Origin of the sequence: Euzebya sp., from assembly GCF_964222135.1 — a bacterium.
Taxonomy (GTDB): Bacteria; Actinomycetota; Nitriliruptoria; order Euzebyales; family Euzebyaceae; genus Euzebya.
The window spans coordinates 74096-94328 of record NZ_CAXQBR010000067.1 but is presented as its reverse complement, the minus strand read 5'-3'; the positions used below and the strand labels follow the sequence as shown (position 1 = coordinate 94328).

The following is a 20233-nucleotide window of genomic DNA, read 5'->3' as shown; positions in this document are numbered from 1 at the left end:
CTGGCCGGGCCGGTCAGTACGGGCGTGGAAGGCCGAGCTCGCCAGCGGCGATGTTGTTGCGGTAGATCTCCGACGTGCCGCCGTAGATCTTGGTCGCCGGTGCGTGCAGGCGGGCCTCGCTGACCACGCCGGCTGCGGCCGCGCCGACGGCGCCGTGGTCCAGCACCCCGAACGGGGCGGTCAGGTCCGCCAGCGCGTCGGCGTGGCGCAGCAGGGCCTCAGCCGACAGCGGCTTGCCCATCTCGCCCGGCGCGCCCCGGCACAGCTCGACGTCCAGCAGCGCGTCGGCCAGGGCCAGCTCGAGGTGCTCGTCGTCGATCGGCCTGGACCCGTCGGGACCTGCGGGTGTCATCGCCCACACCGCGGTGTGCTCCACGAGCCGCTCGAGGGTGCGGCTGAACATCGTGCCCATGACGCCGTTGATGTCCGCATACGGGTCGGCCTGTCCATCGCGGCCGTGCTCGGCGGCCAGCGGCGCGGACAGGACCTCCCAGCCGCCGCCGACCTCACCCAGCCGGTGGGTGTCCGGGACCACGACGTTGGAGAAGAAGACGATGTTGGTGCGGACCCTCGCCATGCCCTGGACCGGCCGCCACTCGACGCCGGGGCTGTCCATCGGCACCAGGAACATGGTCAATCCACGCTTGCGGTCCTCCGGCGCCCCGGTTCGCGTCAGCAGGAACACGTAGTCGGACTCATGTCCGAACGACGTCCACATCTTCGCGCCGTCGATGACCCAATCCCCGTCCGGCCGCTGCACCGCCCGGGTCCGCACCGCCCCCATGTCCGACCCGCAGTCGGGCTCTGAGTAGCCGAGGCACACCGTCGCATGCCCGCTGGCCAGCTGGGGCAGCACTGTGCGCGTCAGCTCGTCCGACCCGAACGCCTGGATCGCCGGCACCACCGACACGATCAGCGTGTCCCCGCCGGTGGGCACCAGGTAGGCGTCGAGCAGCAGCTCGAGCAGCCGGGCCTCCAGCGGGTCCAGGCCACCGCCACCCTCGGCCACCGGCGCGGTCGGGCGCAGCCAGCCGCGGTCCGCTATCGCACGGCGCAGACCCTCGGGCATGCGCTCGTGGTCCATGGCGATCGCCGTGGGGTCGGGGGACCAGTGGGCCTCCAGCACCGCGCGGACGTCGTCGATGAACGCCTGCTGGGCCCCGGTCAGCTGCACGGTCGCGAAGTTCATCGGGCGGCCACCTCGTGGGCGTGCTGGAAACGGGGTCTCAGGTCGGCCGCGACGTCACGCAGGACCTCGACCGAGCTGCCGCCGACCTGCGCCACCGCGGCGGCGCGGCGGTAGTGCAGGCTGACGTCGGCCTCCAGGGTGATCCCCACACCCCCGTGCACGTGCACCGCACTGGCGGTGACCTCGCGGGCGCAGCGCGTCGCCGTCAGGTGGGCCATGGCAGGCAGCTCTGGCCGTGCGTCGCGCTCGTGGTCGAGGAACCAGGCAGCCTTGCGCGCCAGGTTGCGGGCCGGCTCGATCGCCAGGTGCTGGTCGACCAGGGCGTGGCTGACGGCCTGGAACCGAGCGATCGACCGGCCGAACGCCTCCCGCTCGACGGCGTAGGTCCGGGCCAGCCGTGCCGCACCGTCGGCCAGGCCCACCAGCAGCGCGGCGACGCCGACGCGCCACTCCGCCACGGCGAGGGTCCAGGCCGCCCGGGCGGCGTCTCCGTCGGCCACCTGCGCGGCGCGCCCGGCGGGATCGTCGGGGTCCCACCCCGCCAGGGGGGCGGCCGCCTGGTTGGCCACCTGCGGCGGCGGGCCGTCGCGGGTCCAGGTCCACAGCACGTCGCCGTCCAGGGCCAGCACGGTCGTGGCCACCGACCCGCCCGGCACGAGCTGCGGCCCGCGACGTCGGGCCGACAGCGGCGCCAGCGACACGATCGTGGACCCGTCGGCCAGCGCGGCGGCCATGTCGCCGGCGGCGCCCGTGCGGAGGAGCGCCCGTGCCGCCACCGCGTGCTCGACGACCGGTGCCGGTGCCAGGACCCGACCGAGCTGCTCGGCGGCGACGACGAGCTCGACGATTCCCGCCCCCTGCCCCCCGATCACGTCGGGCAGTGACAACCCGACGATCCCCGCGTCGGCCAGCGACGCCCACACCGACGGGTCGAACCCCTCGGGCTCGCACGCCCGCACCACATCGGGGGTCACCACCTGTCCGAGCAGCTGGGTGACCATCGCCCCCAGGGCCTCCTGCTCCTCGGACAACGCGTAGTCGTTGAAGCGGACGGTGAGCTCGCCGGGGGTCCCCGGCCCGACTGGACCGATCACGGGATCGGATCCTGCCGTGCCGGGGCAGCTTAATCAATATATAGATTCAAAACTTTCTGCACCCGGTCTGTTGACAGCGCATCGGCGCCTGCTGAGAATCATCACTAAGATTCAAAGGAAAGGCTCGGTCCATGACTGCCACGTCGTCGCTGCCCATCCCGGTGGGGTGGTACCAGGTCGCGTATGCCGACGAGGTCGCCGCAGGCCAGGTCGTGCCCCTCCGCAGCTTCGGGGTCGACCTGATCGCCTACCGCGGCGACGGCGGGCGGGTCACGGTGATGGACGCCCACTGCCCCCACCTGGGCGCCCACATCGGCTACGGCGGGTTCGTCGACGGTGACGCGGTGGTGTGCCCGTTCCACGAGTGGCGCTTCGACTGCACCGGCCAGAACGTCCGCGTCCCCTACCGCGACAACGTCAACCGCGGTGCCCGCCTGCGGCCGTGGGCGACCCGCGAGTTGGGCCCGGCGATCCTGTGCTGGTACGGGCCGCCGGGGCATGAGGAACCGACGTGGGAGCCGCCCTCGCTGCCCGAGCTCAGCCGCGACGACCTGATGTGGTACACGCCGGAGGAGGCGCGCTACCGGTTCTCCAGCCACCCCGTGGAGATCATGGAGAACACCGTCGACATCGCCCACTTCCAGTACGTCCACGGCGTGTCCGGCTTCGGCGCGGTCGAGATCGTCGAGAAGGGCGTGATGTTCCGCGCGGACGCCAGCGTCACGATGCAGACCGGCCGCGGCGAGGTGGACGGGTCCATCGAGTCCGAGCTGTGGGGCCTCGGCCTCGACGTCGTCCGCCCCCACGGGCTGGTCGACGGGGTCGTGCTGTGGACCGTCACCCCGGTCGAGCCGGGGATCGTCGACGCCCGCTACAGCTTCCTGCTGCCCCACGTCGACGGCGAGCTGACCAACGGCGCCCGCAAGATGGCGGCGGAGTTCCAGCGCCAGGCCAACCAGGACATCCCGATCTGGGAGCACAAGGTCCACCACGACCAGCCCCGCCTGGCCTCGGGGGAGGGGGCGATCATGGACTTCCGCCGGTGGGCGGACCAGTTCTATCCCGGGGTGGCCGAAGCCCGAGCCTGACCGACCACGACGAAACGGAACCCCCATGGCTGACGAGGAACCGGTCCTCTACGAGGTCCGCGGCACCACCGCGATCATCACCCTCAACCGTCCGCAGTACCGCAACGCCCAGAACTCCGCGCTGCTCTACGCCCTGGACGACGCCTTCCAGCGCTTCGCCCAGGACGACGACGTGCGCGTGGCCGTGCTCACCGGTGCCGGCCCCCACTTCTCATCGGGCCACGACCTCGGCTCGCCGGGGGTCGACTACGACGTGCCCTACACCCGGCGCTCCACGTGGTGGGACCACACCGACAAGGAGGGAGCGGAGCGGTGGATGTCCCACGAGATGGAGATGTACCTGGGGATGTGCCGCCGCTGGCACGACCTGCCCAAGCCGACCATCGCAGCGGTGCGGGGCGGCTGCATCGCCGGCGGGCTGATGCTGGCCTGGTCCTGTGACCTGATCGTCGCCGCCGACGACGCCTTCTTCAGCGACCCCGTCGTCGCCCTGGGCTGCCCCGGCGTGGAGTTCTTCCGCCACCCGTGGGAGCTGGGACCGCGGCAGGCGAAGGAGTTCCTGTTCCTCGGCGAGGCCATCGACGCCGACCGCGCCCACCGGCTGGGCATGGTCAACCGCGTCGTCACCGGCGATGCGCTGCTGGACACGGCACTGGACATGGCCGAGCGGATCGGCGGCCAGCCCGCCTTCGGGCTGGCCCTGGCCAAGCAGGCCGTGAACCGCTGCGAGGAGGCGATGGGCCAGCGCGCCGGCATCGACGCGACCTTCGCGCTGCACCAGCTGTCACACGCCCACAACCAGGTGGTCAGCGGCCAGCCCATCCTTGTGTCCACACCCCGCCGGACCGCCCGGCCCGCCGGCGACGAATGAGCGCCCAGAGGGTCGCCGTCGTCACCGGCGGCAGCGGCGGCATCGGAAGGGCCTGCGGCGCCGCGCTGGTCGCCCAGGGCTACGACGTGGTCCTGACGTCCCGCCGCCCCGAGCCGCTCCACGCCGCCGCGGACGAGATCGGCGCCCGCGCCGTCCCCGCCGACGCGGGGACCGATGCCGACGTGGCCCGGCTGTTCGACGCCGTCGAGCGCTGCGACGTCCTGGTCCACGCCGCCGGCGTGCTGGACGGGACGACCGTCCGCGACCAGCCCGTCGACACCTTCGACGAGGTGCTGCGGATCAACCTGCGCAGCAGCTACCTGGTCACCCGCGCCGCCCTGACGAAGATGCGGGCCGGCGCGAAGATCGTCTACATCTCCTCGGTGGCCGGCCTGAAGGGTCTCGCCGGGATGTCGGCCTACTCGACGTCGAAGGCCGGCGTGAACGCCCTGGCCCAATCCGTGGCCGCCGAGGTCGAGCGGGACGGCATCGGCGTCCACATCGTCGTCCCCGGCCTGGTCGAGACCGAGATGATCGACAACCCCGCGACGATGGCCGCTGCGGCGCTGACCCCCGACCACGTCGCCGAGGTCGTCGCCTGGCTGTGCGAGCTCCCGCCGGAGGTCGTGATCCGCCAGATCACCATGCGCGCGACCGACAGGGGTCCCTTCGCCACCCGCCGGGTCGAGGCGGGAGGGGCCGCGGCAGGATGACCGCGCTGCGCGTCTCCACCACCACCCACGACCAGGTGGCGGTCATCCGCGTCGATGACCCCTCCACCAGCAACGCCCTCAGCCACCGGGCCCGGGTCCAGGCCACCGCCGCACTCGAGTCCGTGGCGGCCGACCGCGACATCCGCGCCGTCGTCCTGACCGGCGGGGACGACACCTTCCTCTCCGGCGGCGACATCGGTGAGCTGGCCGCCGACCCGACCACGGCCATGGCCGCCCGTGACGGCGACCGGTTCTGGCAGGCGCTCGACGACGTGCCCGTGCCCGTGGTCGCCGCGGTCGCCGGCCCGGTGCTGGGCGGTGGGTGCGAGGTCGCGCTCGCCTGCGACCTGGTCGTCGCCGCCGACGGGGCGGTGTTCGGGCTGCCGGAGGTCGGCCTGGGCATCCTGCCCGGCGCCGGCGGGGTGCAGCGGTGGGGGCGGGTCGCCGGACGGCTGCGCGCTGCCGCGGTCGCCCTCGCCGGCCAGACCGTCGACGCCTGGACCGCATGGGATCTCGGGCTGGTCAGCCGCGTGGTCCCCCAGCAGCGGACCGTCGCCGCCGGCGTCGCCCTGGCCGCCGAGGTCGCCGCCCGCCCGCCGCTGGCGGTGCGGTCGGTGCTGGCGTCCCTGGCTGACGTCGAAGAGGTGCCCCTGTCGGTCGCCACGGCCCGCGACCGCGACCGGGTGACCGCGCTGCTGGGCACCGCCGACGCCCGTGAGGGGTTCGCGGCCTTCCTCGAGCAGCGGCCACCGCGCTTCATCGGACGCTGACGTGACCCACCTCCCGATGCGCACGATCGACGTGGCGGGCGAGGTCTGCGACGACCAGGCGCTCGTCGCGCTGACCCGAGCAGTCGCCGGGGCCGGCCGGTCCCCCGACACCATCCTTCGCCTGCGCCTGCGGGGCGACCTGACCGACCCCGTCGCCGATCCGTCCCCCGAGACCCGGCGCGCCCGCGCGGGCGACGTCGTCGCCCCGCTGATCCGGGCGCTGGCCCGCACGCCGGCGCTGGTCGCCGCGTGCGCCGACGGCCGGTTGGTCGGCACGCCTGCGGTGCTGGCGATCCTGGCCCACGTCGTCGTGCTGGCCCCCGCGGCGGAGCTCGTGCCCTACGCGAGCGCCGCCCCGCCGGCGCCGGGGACCGGCTGGTTGCTCCGCCGGGTGCTGCCACCGTCGACCGTGGTCGATCTGGCCATCACGGGCCGGGGCCTCACCGCCGACGTCGCCCAGCAGCTCGGCGTGATCACCGCAGTCGCGGCCGATCCCGCACGGGCAGTCGACGAGCGGCTAGATGCTGTCGGCGCCGCGGGACCGCCTGGCCCATCGGTGCGGCTGGCGGCCGCCCTGGCCGGACCGGACCGTGCGGGGGACCTGGACGCGGTCATCGCCCACGACGTCGAGCTGGCCGCCCTGTGGGGGATGCCGTGCGGTCAGTGACCGTGGGCGACGCCGGAGGTGTGCCGCGGGTCGATCGAGGTCACCTCACCGTCGGTGGCGGCGGCCAGCTCGGCCTCGATCGCCGCGCGGACCACCGCGGTCAGCGACCGCGACCCGGCCGCCAGGTGGGCGTCCAGGCGGGCCCGGTCCGCCTCGGGCAAGGCGAACTCCAGGTACAGCAGCGTCCGCGTCGTCGTCCCGCTCGGTCCAGAGGTGGCCATGTCGGCAACCTACCAACCCCGATCAGGAGAGGGCAGCCGTGACCACACCCCTGCAGTCCCTGGAGCTGCGCCCGGACGGGCCGGACGCCTTCGTCGCCCACAGCGCCGCGCTGGGGGAGGGGCGGCCGGTCTTCGGCGGCCAGCTCCTCGGCCAGGTCGTCGTCGCCGCCGCCGGCGTCGACCCGAGCAAGACCGTCCGGTCGGTCCACGCCGCCTTCCCGCGGCCCGGGTCGCCGGAGGACCCGCTGCAGCTCCGCGTCGACCCGGTCGCCGTCGGACGGACGATGGCCACCGCCACCGTCACGGTCAGCCAGGGCGACCGGCGCGTGTGCGTCGCGACCGTCCTGCTCGACACCGAGGAGGACGACGTCCTGCGCCACGGCCCGCCCCCGCCGCCGGCGGGCGCGCCTGAGCAGGCGCCCGCGACCGACGTGTTCGAGGCACCGGGCGCGGAGGTCCGCGTCGTCGGCGGCCTGGACCTCGACGACACCGGAGCCACCGGCGACATGCGACTGGACCTGTGGTGCCGCTGGCCCGACGTGGCAGAGCTGGACCGGGTCCGCCACCAGGCCCTCGCCGCCTGGCTGACCGACCCGCTGCTGCTGCCCACCGCCCTGCGGTCTCACGAGGGCCTGTCGCTGCGGATGGCGCACGAGGTCGTGTCCACCGCGGTCATCACCCACACCCTCTCCTTCCACCAGCCCATCGCCGCATCCGACTGGCTGCTCATCGCCACCGAGTGCACCTGGGCGGGCGCGGGCCGGGTGTACGGGCGCGGGCAGCTGTTCACCGCGGCCGGCCAGCTGGTGGCCTCCTACGCACAGGACGCAATGCTCCGCCGCTTCCCCGACCACGTGACCGCGCGGGGCGCGTCGTCCGGGGTCATGTAGCCCAACCGACCAGAGAGGTGCCCACGTGCCCACCACCCCCGAGGAATCCATCCGCAACGCCATGGCCGTCTACGCCACCGCCGTCGACGACCGCGAGTACGACCGCCTGCGGCACATCTTCGACGCTGACACCACGTACGTGCTCACCAGCCGCACCTGCCACGGAGTGGACGAGGCCATCGACGCCCTGACCGCGGCGCTGGCCGACCACCCCCGCGACCGCCACCTGATCGCGAACACCCACATCGACGTCGACGGCGACCGCGCGACCGCCACCTCCGACTGGTACCTGGTCGCCCCACCCGTGGGCGAAGGGTGGCAGATCGTCCAGGCGGGCCGGTACGCCGACGAGCTGGTCCACCGCGACGGCCGGTGGGTCTTCGCCCGCCGCGAGATCCAGATCGCACCCCGGTAGGCCGTCGTGGCGGTGACACCACACGACGAGCAGACCTGGGCATCACGGTTCCGCCTGGACGGGCGACGCGTCCTGGTCGCGGGCGCCGGCCAGGGCATGGGCGCGGCGACGTCCACGGCCATCCACGCGCTCGGCGGCACCGTGGCCTGCGCCGACGTCGACCCCGACCGAGCCCGCGCCATCGCCGACCGGACCTCGGGGATCGGCCTGGTGGGGGACCTGACCCGAGCGGCGGACTGCGAGCGGGTCGTCGACCAGGCCGCCGACCAGCTCGGCGGACTCGACGGGCTAGTCGACATCATCGGCATGTGGCCCGACGAGCTCTGGCGCACCTTGGACCGCATCGAGCCCGAGGTGTGGCGTCGAGGAGCGGAGCTGACCCTCGACCACGCCTTCTACCTCTCCCGCGCAGTGCTGCCGCACCTGCGCGACGGCGGTGGATCGGTGGTGTTCATCTCGTCGCTGAGCGGCGCCACATCCGCCCCCCTGCACGGGCCCTACGGCGCCGGCAAGGCCGGCTTGCGGTCGCTGGCCCGGACGCTCGCGCTCGAGAACGCCCCGCACGGCGTCCGCGCCAACACGGTGTCGCCGGGGGCCATCCGCACCCCCCGGATCGCCGCATCGAGCCCGGCGGAGACCCTCGACCGCATCGGCGCGAGCATCCCCGCGGGCCATCTCGGCGACGTCGACGACATCGCGGGGGCGGTGGCGTTCCTGCTCTCGGACGCGGCGGCCTACGTCACCGGGGTCGACCTCCGCGTCGACGGCGGCGCCGGCGTGGTCTACCCCCTCCACACGGTGGGCGACGGCTGACCGCGACGTTCTGCGAAAGCCGTTGACAGCAAATCTTTATCATGATTGCGTAGCTTGTATAGATGCGGGTGCCCGCGCGGGCGGTCTCCCTGCAGAGATGAGCCGAGCCATGTCGATCCGACATGCACGACGAGACAGGGCATGACATGCGAACGAACCGTGTTCTGCGCCGGGCCGCTGCTGCGCTCGCGGCCGTGACGCTCCTCGCCACAGGATGTGCGGGGTCGGACTCGGGCGATGATGAGGAGACCGCGGACGGAGCGACAGAAGTCGAGGAGGCGGCGGGCGATACGGCCACCGAGGACGCGGCGCCAGATGCTGACGGGACGGAGGACGCGCCTGCCGAAACCGGTGCCGAAGAGCCCGCCGCCGCTGACGACAGCTCCACGGCCGACCTCTCGGGCGAGACGGTGACGCTCGCCGTGCTCGCGGCCCTGACCGGCCCCACGGCGACGGTGTTCGGCGAGCCCAGCGAAGCCGGTGCGCGCGCGGCGATCGACTACCTCGAGTCCGAGGGGTTGGCTGCAGGCGGCGTCAGCTACGAGCTCGAGGTCCGCGACAGCGCCGAAGATCCCGCGACGGTCGTCTCCCAGGCCCGGGAGCTCACCAACGACGAGAGCCTCGTTGCGATCCTCTCGCCGTCGACCAGCGAGTCGGCCCTCGCCATGCAGCCGGTCCTCAACGAAGCCGGCGTCCTGGGCTTCACCACCGCCGCCACCCCCGAGCTGTGGGACAACGCCTGCGCTGACTGTGAGTACCCCTGGATGTTCCACGCCTACGAGTACGGCCAGGTCACCGTTCGGCCGCACCTCGAGTGGCTCGTCGCCCAAGCCGACCCGGGGACGACCGTCGCGTTGGCCTACCCCCTCTCGGGCTACGGCGAGTCGCAGGCCGAGGCCACCGAGGCGGCCGCTGAGGAGATGGGCGTTGACCTGGTCTCCATGTCGTTCCAGCCCGGGGCGCCGGACCTCTCCGCCCAGCTCCGCCAGCTCCGACAGGACGCCGGCGACACCGACCTGCTGCTGACCTGGGCCGCCTACGGCGACGCGGTGCAGCTGGTCAACGGCCTGCGGCAGATCGACTGGACCCCGCACGTCGCCGGTCCGCTCGGCATGGTCGAGGCGCCGGTCCTCGAGGCTCTGGGCGAGGAGAACCTCGACCGGCTGGCAGCCGGCGTGGTCCCCAACACCATGCTGGTCGACGCAGAGGGTGACGAGCCGGAAGGGCTGGCCGTCGAGTTCTGGACCCGCTTCGCCGAGGAGACCGGGGCCGCGCAGGCAGGCACTGCCTCGTTCGTCGGTGCAGCCGCCTTCGACATGGTCCTCGTGGTCAACGCGGCAATCGAGCAAGCGGGCTCGACCGACCCCGCGGCGATCCGCGAGGTGCTGGACGCCGGGCTGACCGTCGACGCCTCCCGCGGCGCGTACGAGTACAGCGCCGACGACCGGCTCGGTCAGGAGGACGCCGCGGACTTCGGGATGATGGCGGCGCAGTACAGCTGCGAGACCGGTGCGTGCGTGGCGGTGGGGACCGGCGGCTGACCGATCGGCCCGGGCGACCCAGGGAGCCACATGATCAACTTCGTCAACGACGTCCTGATCCCCGGCCTCGGGATCGGCATGGCCTACGCCCTGATCGCGGCCGGGTTCAGCGTCATGGAACGCGTCACCGGCGTCGTCAACTTCGCCCACGGCGGCCTGGTGTCCCTGGCCCCGGTCTCCGTGGTCGGCCTGGTCGGCCTCGGCTGGTCTCCCGTCGCGGCCTTCGCCGGCAGCCTGGTCATCGTCATCGTCGCGGTCCTGGTGGAGGAGTGGGCGGCGATCCGCCCGTTCATCCGGACCGCGTCGTCCTTGACGTGGATCCTGTCCACGTTCGGCGTCGGCATCGTCATCGAAGAGGTGGCGCACATCATCAGCGGCGGCGTGCCCGCCAACTTCCCCTGGCACCTGGGGTACCAGCCGATGACGCTCGGGCCGTTCCGGATCACCGGGGTGACGCTGACGCTGATCCTGGCAGCCCCGGTGCTCATCACGCTGATCGGCCTGCTCTACCGCCACAGCCGCGTCGGGAAGATGATGGAGGCCGTCGGACAGGACTTCGACGGTGCCCGCAGCGTCGGGGTCGACGTCGCGGCGATGTCCCGGCTGTCAGCGGTGCTGTCCGCGGTCGTGGCCGCCATCACCGGCTGGTTGATCGCCCCGATCTTCCTGGCGTCACCGGAGATCGGGATCCTGCTGACCTTCAACGGGTTCGTCGCGCTGGCCTTCGGCGGCGTGGGGAGCCTGCCCGGCGCACTGGTCGGTGGTACGGCGGTGGGCCTCACGGTCCACGCGGCCGGGGTGGCGCTCGGACCGTCGTGGAGCAACCTGATGCTCTTCGCGCTGTTGCTGGCCGTGTACCTGGTCCGGCCGGGCGGCGCGTTCCCGCCCGCCCACGCGCGGAGGGTCTGAGGCCATGTCCCGACGCGAGTCGCTGGGAGTGGTCGCAGCCGTCCTCCTGGGCACGGGGGCCATCGCGCTCCTCGGACCCCAGTCGTTCCCCGCGCTGGTCATCATGCTGGGCGCCGTCAACGTCATCGCCGTGCTCGGGTTGAACATCCCGGTGGGCTTCACCCGGGTGCTGTCCATCGGACAGGCCGGCGCCTTCGCCCTCGGCGCGTACGTGTCGGCGATCACCAGCGTCGAGTACGGCTGGCCCTGGTGGCTCGGTGTGGTCCTCGCGATCATGATCGGCTTCGCGAGCGGCCTGCTCCTCGGCCTAGCGGCCCTGCGCGTCACCGACCTGATCGGTCTCGCGATGATGACGTTGGGCTTCGCGGTGCTGGTCGGCGACCTGGCCATCGGCTGGAACGACCTGACGAGGGGCTTCTCCGGAATCGCCGGCGTCACCGCGCACTGGTGGTTCGACGGCGGCGGGACGCTCTCCCAGCTACATCTCGGCGGCGTCATCCTCGTCGTCACCGGGTTGGCCTACTGGTTCCACGCGGCGTTCAGACGCCACCGCATCGGGTTGTCCTCCATGGCCGTCGGCCAATCGGAGATCGGCGCTGTCGCGATCGGCATCGACGCCACCCGGCTCAAGATGCTGTCGCTGGGCCTCGCGAACATGCTCGGCGCGGTCGGTGGTGCGCTGTTCGTCTACGTCTACGCGTTCGTCTCGCCCGGCAGCATCAGCATCTGGGTCTCCGTCACCCTCCTGCTGATGGTCATCCTCGGCGGCGCCGGGTCCAGGGTCGGGCCGGTCCTCGGCGGGTTCGTGCTGACCGCCCTGCCGCTGTACCTGTCGGTGGAGCTCCACATCGAAGGCCTCCAGCCCTTCCTGTACGGGTCCCTGGTCGTTCTGATGATCCGCCTGCTGCCCGACGGGTTGGTCTCCAAGGTCAGCCTGCCGAGCCTCGGTCCCGAGGTGGGATCGGCTTCTGAGGGAACCGAGGACCTGCACCTGGAGGTGCTCGACGCCGACGTCCCCCCGTCGGGGACCGAGGACCGCACCGGACCGCTGCTCGAGCTGCGGGGGGTCGCCATCCGCTTCGGCGGCGTCCGGGCGCTCGACGGCGTCGACGTGACCGTCGACTCGGGGGAGGTCGTCGGCCTGGTCGGCGCCAACGGGTCGGGCAAGACCACCCTGCTGAACCTCGCCTCCGGCTACTACGCCCCCACGGAGGGGGAGGTGATCGTGTCGGGTCACCGGTTGAAGCGGGCCGATGCCCGCCTGGCCGCCCAACACGGCATCGGCCGCACGTTCCAGACCCCGAACACCTTCGGTCGGCTCAGCGTCGCCGAGCACCTCGCCCTGGGACGCCAGCACCCGCCGACCGGTGGGTCTCCGGCGCGCCAGGACTTCTTCGCCGACCTGGGCGAGCGGATCCTCGCGCGCTGCTGCGGCCCCGATGTCGCGGACAAGGACGCGCGGAGCCTCTCCCACGGCCAGCTGCGGTTCCTCGAGATCGCCATGGCCGTCTCCCGTGCCCCCCACGTGCTGCTCCTCGACGAGCCCGCCGCCGGCCTGTCCCCGGCGGAGATCGAGCGGTTGGGAGAGGTCGTGCGGGCGATCGCGGCCCTCGACGTCGGCCTGGTCCTCGTCGAGCACCACCTCGAGTTCGTCCGCGGCCTCGTCGACCGGGTCGTCGTGCTGGACCGCGGATCGGTCCTGTGGGCGGGGAACCCCGAGGAGCTGAGCCAGCAGGCCGACGTCCAACGGGTCTTCCTCGGCGGTCGTCGGGCGACCCCTGCGGTGGAGACCGGACCGTGAGGCCCTTCGGCAGGCGCCGCCCGACGCGCGGCACGGCGCCCCAGACCCTGGCGGTGGAGGGCCTGTCGGTCCAGTACGGCGGGGTCACCGCCGTCAGCGGGGTCTCGTTCGAGGCGCCGCCCGGGAGCTGCACGATGATCCTCGGCGCCAACGGTGCCGGGAAGACCAGCCTGCTGCGCGGCATCAGCGGCTTCGAGCGGTGCGCGGCGGACACCCGCATCCGCATCGGCGACACCACGATCTCGTCGCTCGCCCCCGCCGGCCGGGTGCGTGCCGGCCTGGCGCACTGCCTCCAGGACCGCAACGTGTTCCCCAACATGACCGTCGAGCACAACCTCGAGGTCGCCGCGGTGGCAGCTGGCTCCGGCGTGGCCGTCGAGGAGGCCCTGGAGGCCTTCCCCGATCTCCGCACCATGCTGCGCGCACCCGCCGGGGCGCTCTCCGGCGGGCAGCAGCAGTTCCTCGCCGTCGCGCGGTGCCTGATGCTGCGGCCGACCGTGATCATGCTCGACGAGCCCAGCAACGGGCTGGCCCCGATGCTGATCGATCGGGTCTGCGAGGTGGTCGAGGACCTCACCCGCGGGGGGTTGGCCGTCCTCGTCGTCGAGCAGCGCCTGGAGCTGGCCGCCGAGCTGGCCGACCGGGTCCTGCTGATGGCGAACGGACGCATCGTCGAGGAGCTGTCCGGGTCCGACGCCGACCTGGTCGCCAAGGCCGAGGCGGTCTACCTGGGCGACCGGTTCGAGCCGACGACGGACACAGCGGCGACCGTCGAGGACGATCCCGCGACGTCGCGCTGACCGTTCGACCAGATGGAGGGATGCACGTGCAGCTGCCAGAGCTGACCACCACCGCGGAGCTGCTCCGCACCGCCTACGACGTCCACGCCGACCGGGACTGGATGCGCGTCGACGGCGAGGTCCTGACCTACGCCGACCTGGCCGAGCAGGTCCAGGCGGTCGAGGTCGCCCTGGTCGCCGCCGGTGTCGAAGCCGGCGACCGGGTGGCCCTCTACCTGGAGAACCAGGCGCGCTGGCCGGTGATCCAGTACGCCGCCAGCTCGCTCGGAGCGATCTTCGTGCCCCTCAACACCCGGTACGGACCACGAGAGCTCGAGCGGGTCCTCGACCGGGCCCGCCCCTCGGTGCTGGTGTGGGGGACCGAGGTGTACGACCGCTCCACCCTCGAGGGGCTCGAGGAGATGCGGCGGCGGCTGCCGTGGCTCGGGACCGACTGCCAGGTCGTGCTCTGCGGTCCCGATGCCGACGCCGTGGACGGCGCGCGGTCGTTCGAGTCCTTCCTCGACGTCAGCGACGCCGCCCGGCTGCGGTCGGCGGTCGAGCGGATGGAAGCCGCCGTGGACGGGCACGGACCGGCGATCATGTCCTTCACGTCGGGCACCACGGGTGATCCGAAGGGCGCGCTGCTGAGCCACCGAGGCTGCATCCTGCGGCTGTTCATGTGGACCCGTCGCATCGGCCTGCGGCCTGACGACTGCAGCATCCTCGGCTCCCCGCTGTTCTGGGGCTTCGGGTGCGTGATGAACTCCTACGGCGGCCCCCTGATCGGCTCGTCCACCTACATGCAGCGCCGATTCGATCCCGCGGACTTCCTCGCCGCCGCCCAGTCGTTCGTCACCCACCTGCAGGGCGCCCCGACCCAGTACGAGCTGATGCTCAACGCCGCCGGGGGCGGCGCCCCGGACCTGTCGGGGTTGCGCATCATCCAGTTCGGCGGCACCGGCGGCAGCGCCGATCTGGTCCGCCGGCTGCGGTCGGCCGCGCCCAACGCCGTCTTCGTGACCTCCTACGGCCTGACCGAGGGCGGGTTCGTCAACACCTGGACCGACCCGGACGCGACCGAGGAGGACCTGGCCACGACGATCGGCCGGGCGGGGGACGGGAACACGGTCGCGGTGATGGAGCTCGACGCCGACCGGCCGGTGGGGCCTGGCCAGGTCGGCGAGATCTGCGTGTCGGGTCCCAGCGTGATGCTGGGCTACTACCGGCCCGAGGGTGGCGGTGCGCACGCCGGCTGGCTGCGGACCGGTGACCTGGCGACCTGGGACGAGTGGCAGGAGATGACGATCGTCGGGCGGCTCAAGGACGCGTTCCGCTCCGGCAACATGAACATCTACCCCGAGGAGATCGAGGAGGTCCTCCTGGACCACCCGCAGATCGCCTTCGCGGCCGCGTTCGACATCCCCGACGACCGGCTGGAGGCGGTGCCGGCGGCCGTCGTCGTGTCCGCAGAGCTCACCCACGACCAGGTCGCCGCCTACATCGCCGAGCAGATCGCCGACTACAAGCGGCCGCGACGGGTGCGCGTCGTCGACCACATCGACCTGCTGCCGATGACCCCGTCCGGCAAGATCCGCAAGCGCGACCTGCGACAGGCCTGGCGCGACTGGGTCACCGACGACACCGTCGTGGGTCGCTGAGTGGCCCTCGACCTACAGGGGCGGGTCGCGGTCGTGACCGGTGCCGGCGGCGGCATCGGTCGTGCCACCGCGCTGGCGCTGTCCGACCTCGGCGCCGCCGTGGTGGTCAACGACATCGGGGTCGACGAGTCCGGTGTCGCCACCGCGACGCGGGTGGCCGAGGAGATCGGTGCGCGCGGCGGCGAGGCGGTGGCGGCGACTGCATCGGCCGCCGAGTGGCGCGGCGCCGAGTCCGTCATCGCCGCGGCGTCGGACGCCTTCGGACGCGTGGACGTCCTGGTGACCAACGCCGGGGTGGGGTGGGCCGGCCCGCCGTCGGCTGTCGACGAGGTCACCTTCGACCGGGTCGTGGACTCCCACATCCGAGGGGCTGCGTTCTGCGCCCGGCACGCGCTGGAGGCGATGCTGGCGGGCGGGTGGGGCCGCATCGTCAACCTCGTGTCGCGGGCCGGCATCGTCGGGCTGCCCAGGACCATGCCCTACGCCGTCGGGAAGGGCGGGGTCCTCGGCCTGACGAACGCGCTGGCGCGCGACGTCGCCGGCACCGGTGTGACCGTCAACGCGGTCAGCCCCGCCGCCACCCTGACACCCATGACGGAGGCAGCGGTGGAGAGCCTGGCCGGTCAGGGCGAGGAAGAGCGAGCGCGAGCGGCGCAGCTCAGCGCCGCCATGCAGCCACCGGAGGCGGTCGCGGTGGCCATCGCGACCCTCTGCCTGCCACAGGCCGGGCACGTCAACGGCCAGGTCTTCCTGGTCGAACGCGGGGTGGTCGGGCTGTTCCAGCCCCTCACCGTCACCCAGCAGGTCACGTCGGACGCGCCGTGGACCCCGGCCGAGCTGTGCGCGGCGTTGGACGATCTGCAGTTCCACGCGCTGTCCGACGTGTACGGCCCCCAGCCGAGCGCCGGGCGGTAGCGCGACGATGACCTCCCGGTCGGGCACCGCGAACCGCCTCCCGCTGCGCCAGCCCCGGATCGCGGAGCTGATCGCCAACGACCTGCGGTCGAGCATCCTGTCCGGCGAGCTCTCCGACGGCGATTCGCTGCCCAAGCAGGAGGACCTCGCGGCCCGCTTCGGGGTCAGCCAGCCATCGATCCGCGAGGCGCTGTTCACCCTTGAATCAGAGGGGCTCGTCGTCGTGCGACGCGGTGCCCGCGGCGGTGCGGTGGTCCGACGGCCACGCTCGGACGTCGCCGCGTTCATGAGCGCCATGGTCCTGCAGTCGGGGGGCACCAGCATCGACGACCTCGCGGCCAGCGTCGCCCTGGTCGAGCCGCTCTGCGCGGCCGAGGCAGCATCGTCGGCGGATCGCGCGACGCTGGTCGCGCACCTGCGCCAGGTCCAGCAGGCGGCCGAGGCCGCGGTCGGGGACGGTGCGTCGTTCACCCCGCTCGCCCGGCAGTTCCACGACGGGATCGTGCGGGGCTGCGGGTTGCAGAGCCTGAGCCTGGTCGTCGGGGTGCTCGAATCGCTGTGGTCTGCGCACGAGCGCCGGTGGGCGGCGCGCACGGCGGGGGAGGGGCGATACGCGACGGATGCGGAGATGGAGGCGGTCCTCCACGCCCACGCCAAGATCCTCCAGGCCATCGAGGACGGCGACCGCGACACCGCGGCGGAGATCAGCCGCCGGCACGTGCAGGCCACGCAGCGGCGCGTGCTCGAGGAGATCCGGGACCACACGGTGGAGGCGTCGGCGCTGGGTCCGAGGTGGACCCGGTCGTGAGGCCCTACGTGCCCTACGCCAGCTCAGGCGGGTCGCCGACCTCACCAGCGCGTCCGGCTGGCGCGCGCTAGATCGTGCGGGCGACCTCGTGCGCCTCGCGGACGGCCTCCTGCAAGGTGCGGACGGCAGCGGCATCCCCCACCGTCACGACCTCGATCTCGTCGTGGGACGGGGCCAGCACCGGGATCTCGGGCACCCCCCCGCACACCAGCACGACCAGGTCCGCGGCGATGTCGGTTCGGTCACCGCTCTGGAGATCCTCGATGGCGCAGCGGTCGGGGTCGACGGCGACGAGCAGGTGCTCCGGCCACACGCGGACGCCACCGCGACGGAGGCGACCCCGTGCCGGCTGTCCGATCAGCGGATCGTCCAACATCGATGCCGGGTGCGTGTGCCGGGTGACCCACTCCACGGCGACGCCGCGTGCGAGCAGGACCTCCGCGACGCTGACCGCCTCGTGGTGGCCGATGTCGTCGACCACCACCGCCCGGGCAGCCGAAGACGGCACGATTCCGGCCATGACGTCACGTCCGGTGATGACGTGCGGCTGGCCGATGCCGGGCGGCACATGTCCCGGCCGGGCGATCTGGCGGCCGTCGGTGCGCGCCGTCGAGCCGGTCGCCATGACCACGACGTCGGGGTCGGCCTGCGCCACCACGTCATCATCCACCGACGTGCCCAGGTGGACCTCGACCCCGAGGCGCCTGACCTCGCGCTCCTGCCAGTCGACGAACGCGCCGAGGCGGTCGCGCAGCGGCCCCCGTCGAGCCAACGCCAGCTGGCCACCGAGGTGGTCGGCGCGCTCGACGAGGATCACGTGGTGGCCGGCCATCGCCGCCACGCGTGCCGCCTCCATCCCCGCCGGCCCGCCGCCGGCGACCAGCACCCGTCGTGGTCGGTCCGTCCGACCGGGCCGATCGGCCCGCAGCTCCCGACCCGCGGCGGGGTTGACGGTGCAGCCGATGCGGCCCGCGGCAAGGCCGCCGACGCACCCCTGGTTGCAGGCGATGCAGGGGCGGACCTCGTCGGCCCGCCCATCGACGGACTTCGCGACCAGGTCCGGATCAGCGATGGTGGCCCGCACCATCGACACCATGGACGCGACACCGGATGCCAGGATCGCCTCCGCCTCCGCCAGCGTGGTGATCCGGCCGGTGACGATCGTGGGTGTCCGCACCGCCTCGGCGACGGGGCGGACGTGGTCGAGCTGGTAGCCAGGCGCCTCGTGGGCACCGCCGATCACCGGCGGGTACGCGAGGTAGCCGCCGACCGACAGGTCCACGAAGTCGATCAGCCCGGCGGATTCGAGCCTGATCGCCAGCTCGGCGACCTCCGATGGGTCGAGGCCGGCGGGGATCAGGTCGTCGGCGCTCAGCCGCACGCCGACGGCGATGCGGTCGCCGACGCGGTCACGCACCGCCTCCAGCACCTCGACGACGATGCGTGCCCGCCCATCGGGGCTCCCCCCGTAGGCATCACCGCGGAGGTTGGTGTGCGGGGAGAGGAACTGGTGCAGCAGGTACCCGTGGCCGGCGTGGACCTCGACCCCCTGGAGGCCGCCGGCTTCCCCGCGGGCCGCGGCGGCGGCGAACGCCTCGACCAGCTCGCGGATCTGCCCGCGGTCCATCGGGGGGGCGGTGACGCCGATCTTCGGGCCGGCCACCGCCGACGGTGACCAGGGCGCCCGCCAGCCCCCGGGGGCCACCTGGTGCCCGCCGTGCCACAGCTGCTGGAAGACCGCCATGCCCGAGGGGGCGACCGCGTCGACCAGCCGGCGGTACCGATCGACGATGCCGTCGTGCCACGCCCGCAGGAACGCCGGGCTCGACGGATGCACCGACGCGACCTCCAGGATGGTCAACCCGACGCCGCCGGCAGCCCGCGCGGCGTGGTAGGCGATGAACGCGTCGTCGTCCCCCTCGCGGGCGAGGGAGCCGGTGGCGTGGGCGGTGCGGACGATCCGGTTCCTCACCGTGACGGGTCCGACCCGGATGGGGCTGAGCGCCAACGGGTACGCCGCCGGTGCGTCGCCGCCCACGTTCATGCCTCGAGCTCGGCCAGCACCTGCACCGCACGCAGGTCGGTGCTGCTGACGAGCAGCGAGGTGACCAGCGATGACCGCCACGCCTCCAACAGCCCGCGGATGCGGTCCGGTGGTCCGCAGAGCGCGACCTCGTCGACCAGCGCGTCCGGCACCGCCGCGGCCGCGTCGTGCTTTCGTCCATCGAGGTAGGCGTCCTGGATGCGCGCCGCCGCTGCTTCGTAGCCGTACCGGCAGGCCAGCGAGTTGTAGTAGTTCTGCCCCTTCGCGCCCATGCCGCCGATGTACAGGGCCAGGAGCGGCCGGACCGCGTCGCGGCATGCGTCGAGGTCGTCGCCCACCACGACGTTCACCGTCGCGGCGAGGTCGAACCCCTCGTCGACGCGGTCGCGCAGCACATCCACGTCGGTGAGGGCATCGAGCCGTTGGGGGCTGAGGAAGACGGGAAGCCACCCATCGGCGATCTCGAGCGCCAACGCCACGTTCTTCGGTCCGAGGGCGGCCAGGTAGATCGGCACGTCGGGACGCCGCGGGTGCACGTTCAGCTTCAACGGGACGCCGAGCCCCGTCGCGTCCTGACCGCCGTAGGGGAGCTGGTAGTGGGCACCGCGGTAGGACACCCGGCCGTCACGAGCCAAGATCGCCCGCACGATCTCGACGTACTCGCGGGTTCGCTCGAGCGGCCTGGCGAACGGCTGGCCGTGCCACCCCTCGACCACCTGTGGTCCCGAGACGCCGAGGCCGAGCCGCAACCGGCCGTGGGAGTACAGATCCAGCGCGGTGGCCGTCATCGCGGTGCTCGCCGGCGTCCGCGCCGGGATCTGCATGATCGCGGTCCCGAGTCCGATGCGCTCGGTCTGGGCGCCCACCCAGCTCAGCGGGACGACCGCGTCGGTGCCGTAGCCCTCTGCCGTCCACACCGAGTCGTAGCCCAGCTCCTCCGCGCGCCGCGCCAGGCTGAGCAGCGTCGACGGGCTCGGGTCCAGGGCGCTGAGGTTCAAGCCGAGTCGCATGGGATCTCCCGGTCGACGTTGACATCTGGGTCGT

20 protein-coding genes are annotated in these 20233 nt (G+C 72.9%); 15 read left to right on the top strand and 5 right to left on the bottom strand.

The window, feature by feature from the left end:
- Positions 1-13: 13 nt before the first annotated feature.
- Both ACEQ2X_RS14790 and ACEQ2X_RS14785 read right to left on the bottom strand, forming a co-directional pair.
- Positions 14-1189, bottom strand: coding sequence for an acyl-CoA dehydrogenase family protein (locus ACEQ2X_RS14790; RefSeq protein ID WP_370326595.1), 1176 nt, complete (start codon positions 1187-1189; stop codon positions 14-16).
- A complete protein-coding gene (locus ACEQ2X_RS14785) occupies positions 1186-2283 on the bottom strand; it encodes an acyl-CoA dehydrogenase family protein (protein ID WP_370326594.1) in 1098 nt (365 codons plus the stop codon). The genes ACEQ2X_RS14790 and ACEQ2X_RS14785 overlap by 4 nt, the downstream gene beginning before the upstream one ends.
- Positions 2284-2414: 131 nt before the next feature.
- Between ACEQ2X_RS14785 and ACEQ2X_RS14780 the strand changes: the two genes are divergently transcribed.
- Genes ACEQ2X_RS14780 through ACEQ2X_RS14760 form a run of 5 tightly spaced genes read left to right on the top strand, consistent with a single transcriptional unit; the run spans position 2415 to position 6392 of the window.
- On the top strand, positions 2415-3371 hold the full coding sequence (locus ACEQ2X_RS14780) for a Rieske 2Fe-2S domain-containing protein (protein WP_370326593.1): 957 nt from the start codon (positions 2415-2417) through the stop codon (positions 3369-3371).
- A gap of 25 nt (positions 3372-3396) precedes the next feature.
- Positions 3397-4242 (top strand): enoyl-CoA hydratase, encoded by an 846-nt coding sequence (locus ACEQ2X_RS14775; protein ID WP_370326592.1) that lies wholly within the window; start codon positions 3397-3399, stop codon positions 4240-4242.
- Positions 4239-4955, top strand: a complete 717-nt coding sequence (locus ACEQ2X_RS14770; RefSeq protein ID WP_370326591.1) for an SDR family oxidoreductase — start codon at positions 4239-4241, stop codon at positions 4953-4955. The genes ACEQ2X_RS14775 and ACEQ2X_RS14770 overlap by 4 nt, the downstream gene beginning before the upstream one ends.
- Entirely contained in the window at positions 4952-5725 is a 774-nt protein-coding gene (locus ACEQ2X_RS14765; protein WP_370326590.1) for an enoyl-CoA hydratase-related protein, read from the top strand. The genes ACEQ2X_RS14770 and ACEQ2X_RS14765 overlap by 4 nt, the downstream gene beginning before the upstream one ends.
- A 16-nt stretch (positions 5726-5741) precedes the next feature.
- On the top strand, positions 5742-6392 hold the full coding sequence (locus tag ACEQ2X_RS14760) for a hypothetical protein (RefSeq protein WP_370326589.1): 651 nt from the start codon (positions 5742-5744) through the stop codon (positions 6390-6392).
- Here ACEQ2X_RS14760 and ACEQ2X_RS14755 read toward each other — a convergent pair.
- Positions 6386-6613, bottom strand: a complete 228-nt coding sequence (locus ACEQ2X_RS14755) for a hypothetical protein (RefSeq protein WP_370326588.1) — start codon at positions 6611-6613, stop codon at positions 6386-6388. The genes ACEQ2X_RS14760 and ACEQ2X_RS14755 overlap by 7 nt on opposite strands.
- 38 nt (positions 6614-6651) lie before the next feature.
- On the opposite strand from ACEQ2X_RS14755, the gene ACEQ2X_RS14750 reads away from it, so the two are divergent.
- The 10 genes from ACEQ2X_RS14750 to ACEQ2X_RS14705 all read left to right on the top strand — a co-directional run bounded on the left by ACEQ2X_RS14750 (position 6652) and on the right by ACEQ2X_RS14705 (position 17145).
- Positions 6652-7503 (top strand): acyl-CoA thioesterase, encoded by an 852-nt coding sequence (locus ACEQ2X_RS14750; protein ID WP_370326587.1) that lies wholly within the window; start codon positions 6652-6654, stop codon positions 7501-7503.
- Between the two features lie 25 nt (positions 7504-7528).
- On the top strand, positions 7529-7918 hold the full coding sequence (locus tag ACEQ2X_RS14745; protein WP_370326586.1) for a nuclear transport factor 2 family protein: 390 nt from the start codon (positions 7529-7531) through the stop codon (positions 7916-7918).
- A 12-nt stretch (positions 7919-7930) separates the two neighbouring features.
- Complete coding sequence (locus tag ACEQ2X_RS14740; RefSeq protein ID WP_370326585.1) at positions 7931-8731, top strand: SDR family NAD(P)-dependent oxidoreductase; 801 nt, start codon at positions 7931-7933, stop codon at positions 8729-8731.
- A gap of 146 nt (positions 8732-8877) precedes the next feature.
- Positions 8878-10272: an ABC transporter substrate-binding protein gene (locus ACEQ2X_RS14735; RefSeq protein ID WP_370326584.1), complete on the top strand. Its 1395-nt coding sequence runs from the start codon at positions 8878-8880 to the stop codon at positions 10270-10272.
- Positions 10273-10302: 30 nt separating this feature from the next.
- Positions 10303-11181: a branched-chain amino acid ABC transporter permease gene (locus ACEQ2X_RS14730; protein WP_370326583.1), complete on the top strand. Its 879-nt coding sequence runs from the start codon at positions 10303-10305 to the stop codon at positions 11179-11181.
- Between the two features lie 4 nt (positions 11182-11185).
- Positions 11186-12982: an ATP-binding cassette domain-containing protein gene (locus tag ACEQ2X_RS14725; RefSeq protein WP_370326582.1), complete on the top strand. Its 1797-nt coding sequence runs from the start codon at positions 11186-11188 to the stop codon at positions 12980-12982.
- Entirely contained in the window at positions 12979-13782 is an 804-nt protein-coding gene (locus ACEQ2X_RS14720) for an ABC transporter ATP-binding protein (RefSeq protein ID WP_370326581.1), read from the top strand. Before ACEQ2X_RS14725 ends, ACEQ2X_RS14720 begins: the two co-directional genes overlap by 4 nt.
- Before the next feature lie 26 nt (positions 13783-13808).
- Positions 13809-15422 (top strand): class I adenylate-forming enzyme family protein, encoded by a 1614-nt coding sequence (locus ACEQ2X_RS14715; RefSeq protein ID WP_370326580.1) that lies wholly within the window; start codon positions 13809-13811, stop codon positions 15420-15422.
- Positions 15423-16337 carry an SDR family NAD(P)-dependent oxidoreductase gene (locus tag ACEQ2X_RS14710; protein WP_370326579.1) on the top strand — a complete coding sequence of 305 codons (915 nt, stop codon included), beginning with the start codon at positions 15423-15425 and terminating at the stop codon, positions 16335-16337. It abuts the gene before it with no gap.
- A 7-nt stretch (positions 16338-16344) separates the two neighbouring features.
- Positions 16345-17145 carry a FadR/GntR family transcriptional regulator gene (locus ACEQ2X_RS14705; protein ID WP_370326578.1) on the top strand — a complete coding sequence of 267 codons (801 nt, stop codon included), beginning with the start codon at positions 16345-16347 and terminating at the stop codon, positions 17143-17145.
- 67 nt (positions 17146-17212) lie between these two features.
- On the opposite strand, the gene ACEQ2X_RS14700 is transcribed toward ACEQ2X_RS14705, so the two are convergent.
- Together ACEQ2X_RS14700 and ACEQ2X_RS14695 are read right to left on the bottom strand one after the other, a co-directional pair.
- Positions 17213-19189 carry an FAD-dependent oxidoreductase gene (locus ACEQ2X_RS14700; RefSeq protein WP_370326577.1) on the bottom strand — a complete coding sequence of 659 codons (1977 nt, stop codon included), beginning with the start codon at positions 19187-19189 and terminating at the stop codon, positions 17213-17215.
- The gene (locus ACEQ2X_RS14695) at positions 19186-20199 is read right to left on the bottom strand and encodes an LLM class F420-dependent oxidoreductase (protein WP_370326576.1); all 1014 of its coding nucleotides are present in this window, start codon (positions 20197-20199) and stop codon (positions 19186-19188) included. The genes ACEQ2X_RS14700 and ACEQ2X_RS14695 overlap by 4 nt, the downstream gene beginning before the upstream one ends.
- Positions 20200-20233: the final 34 nt, after the last annotated feature.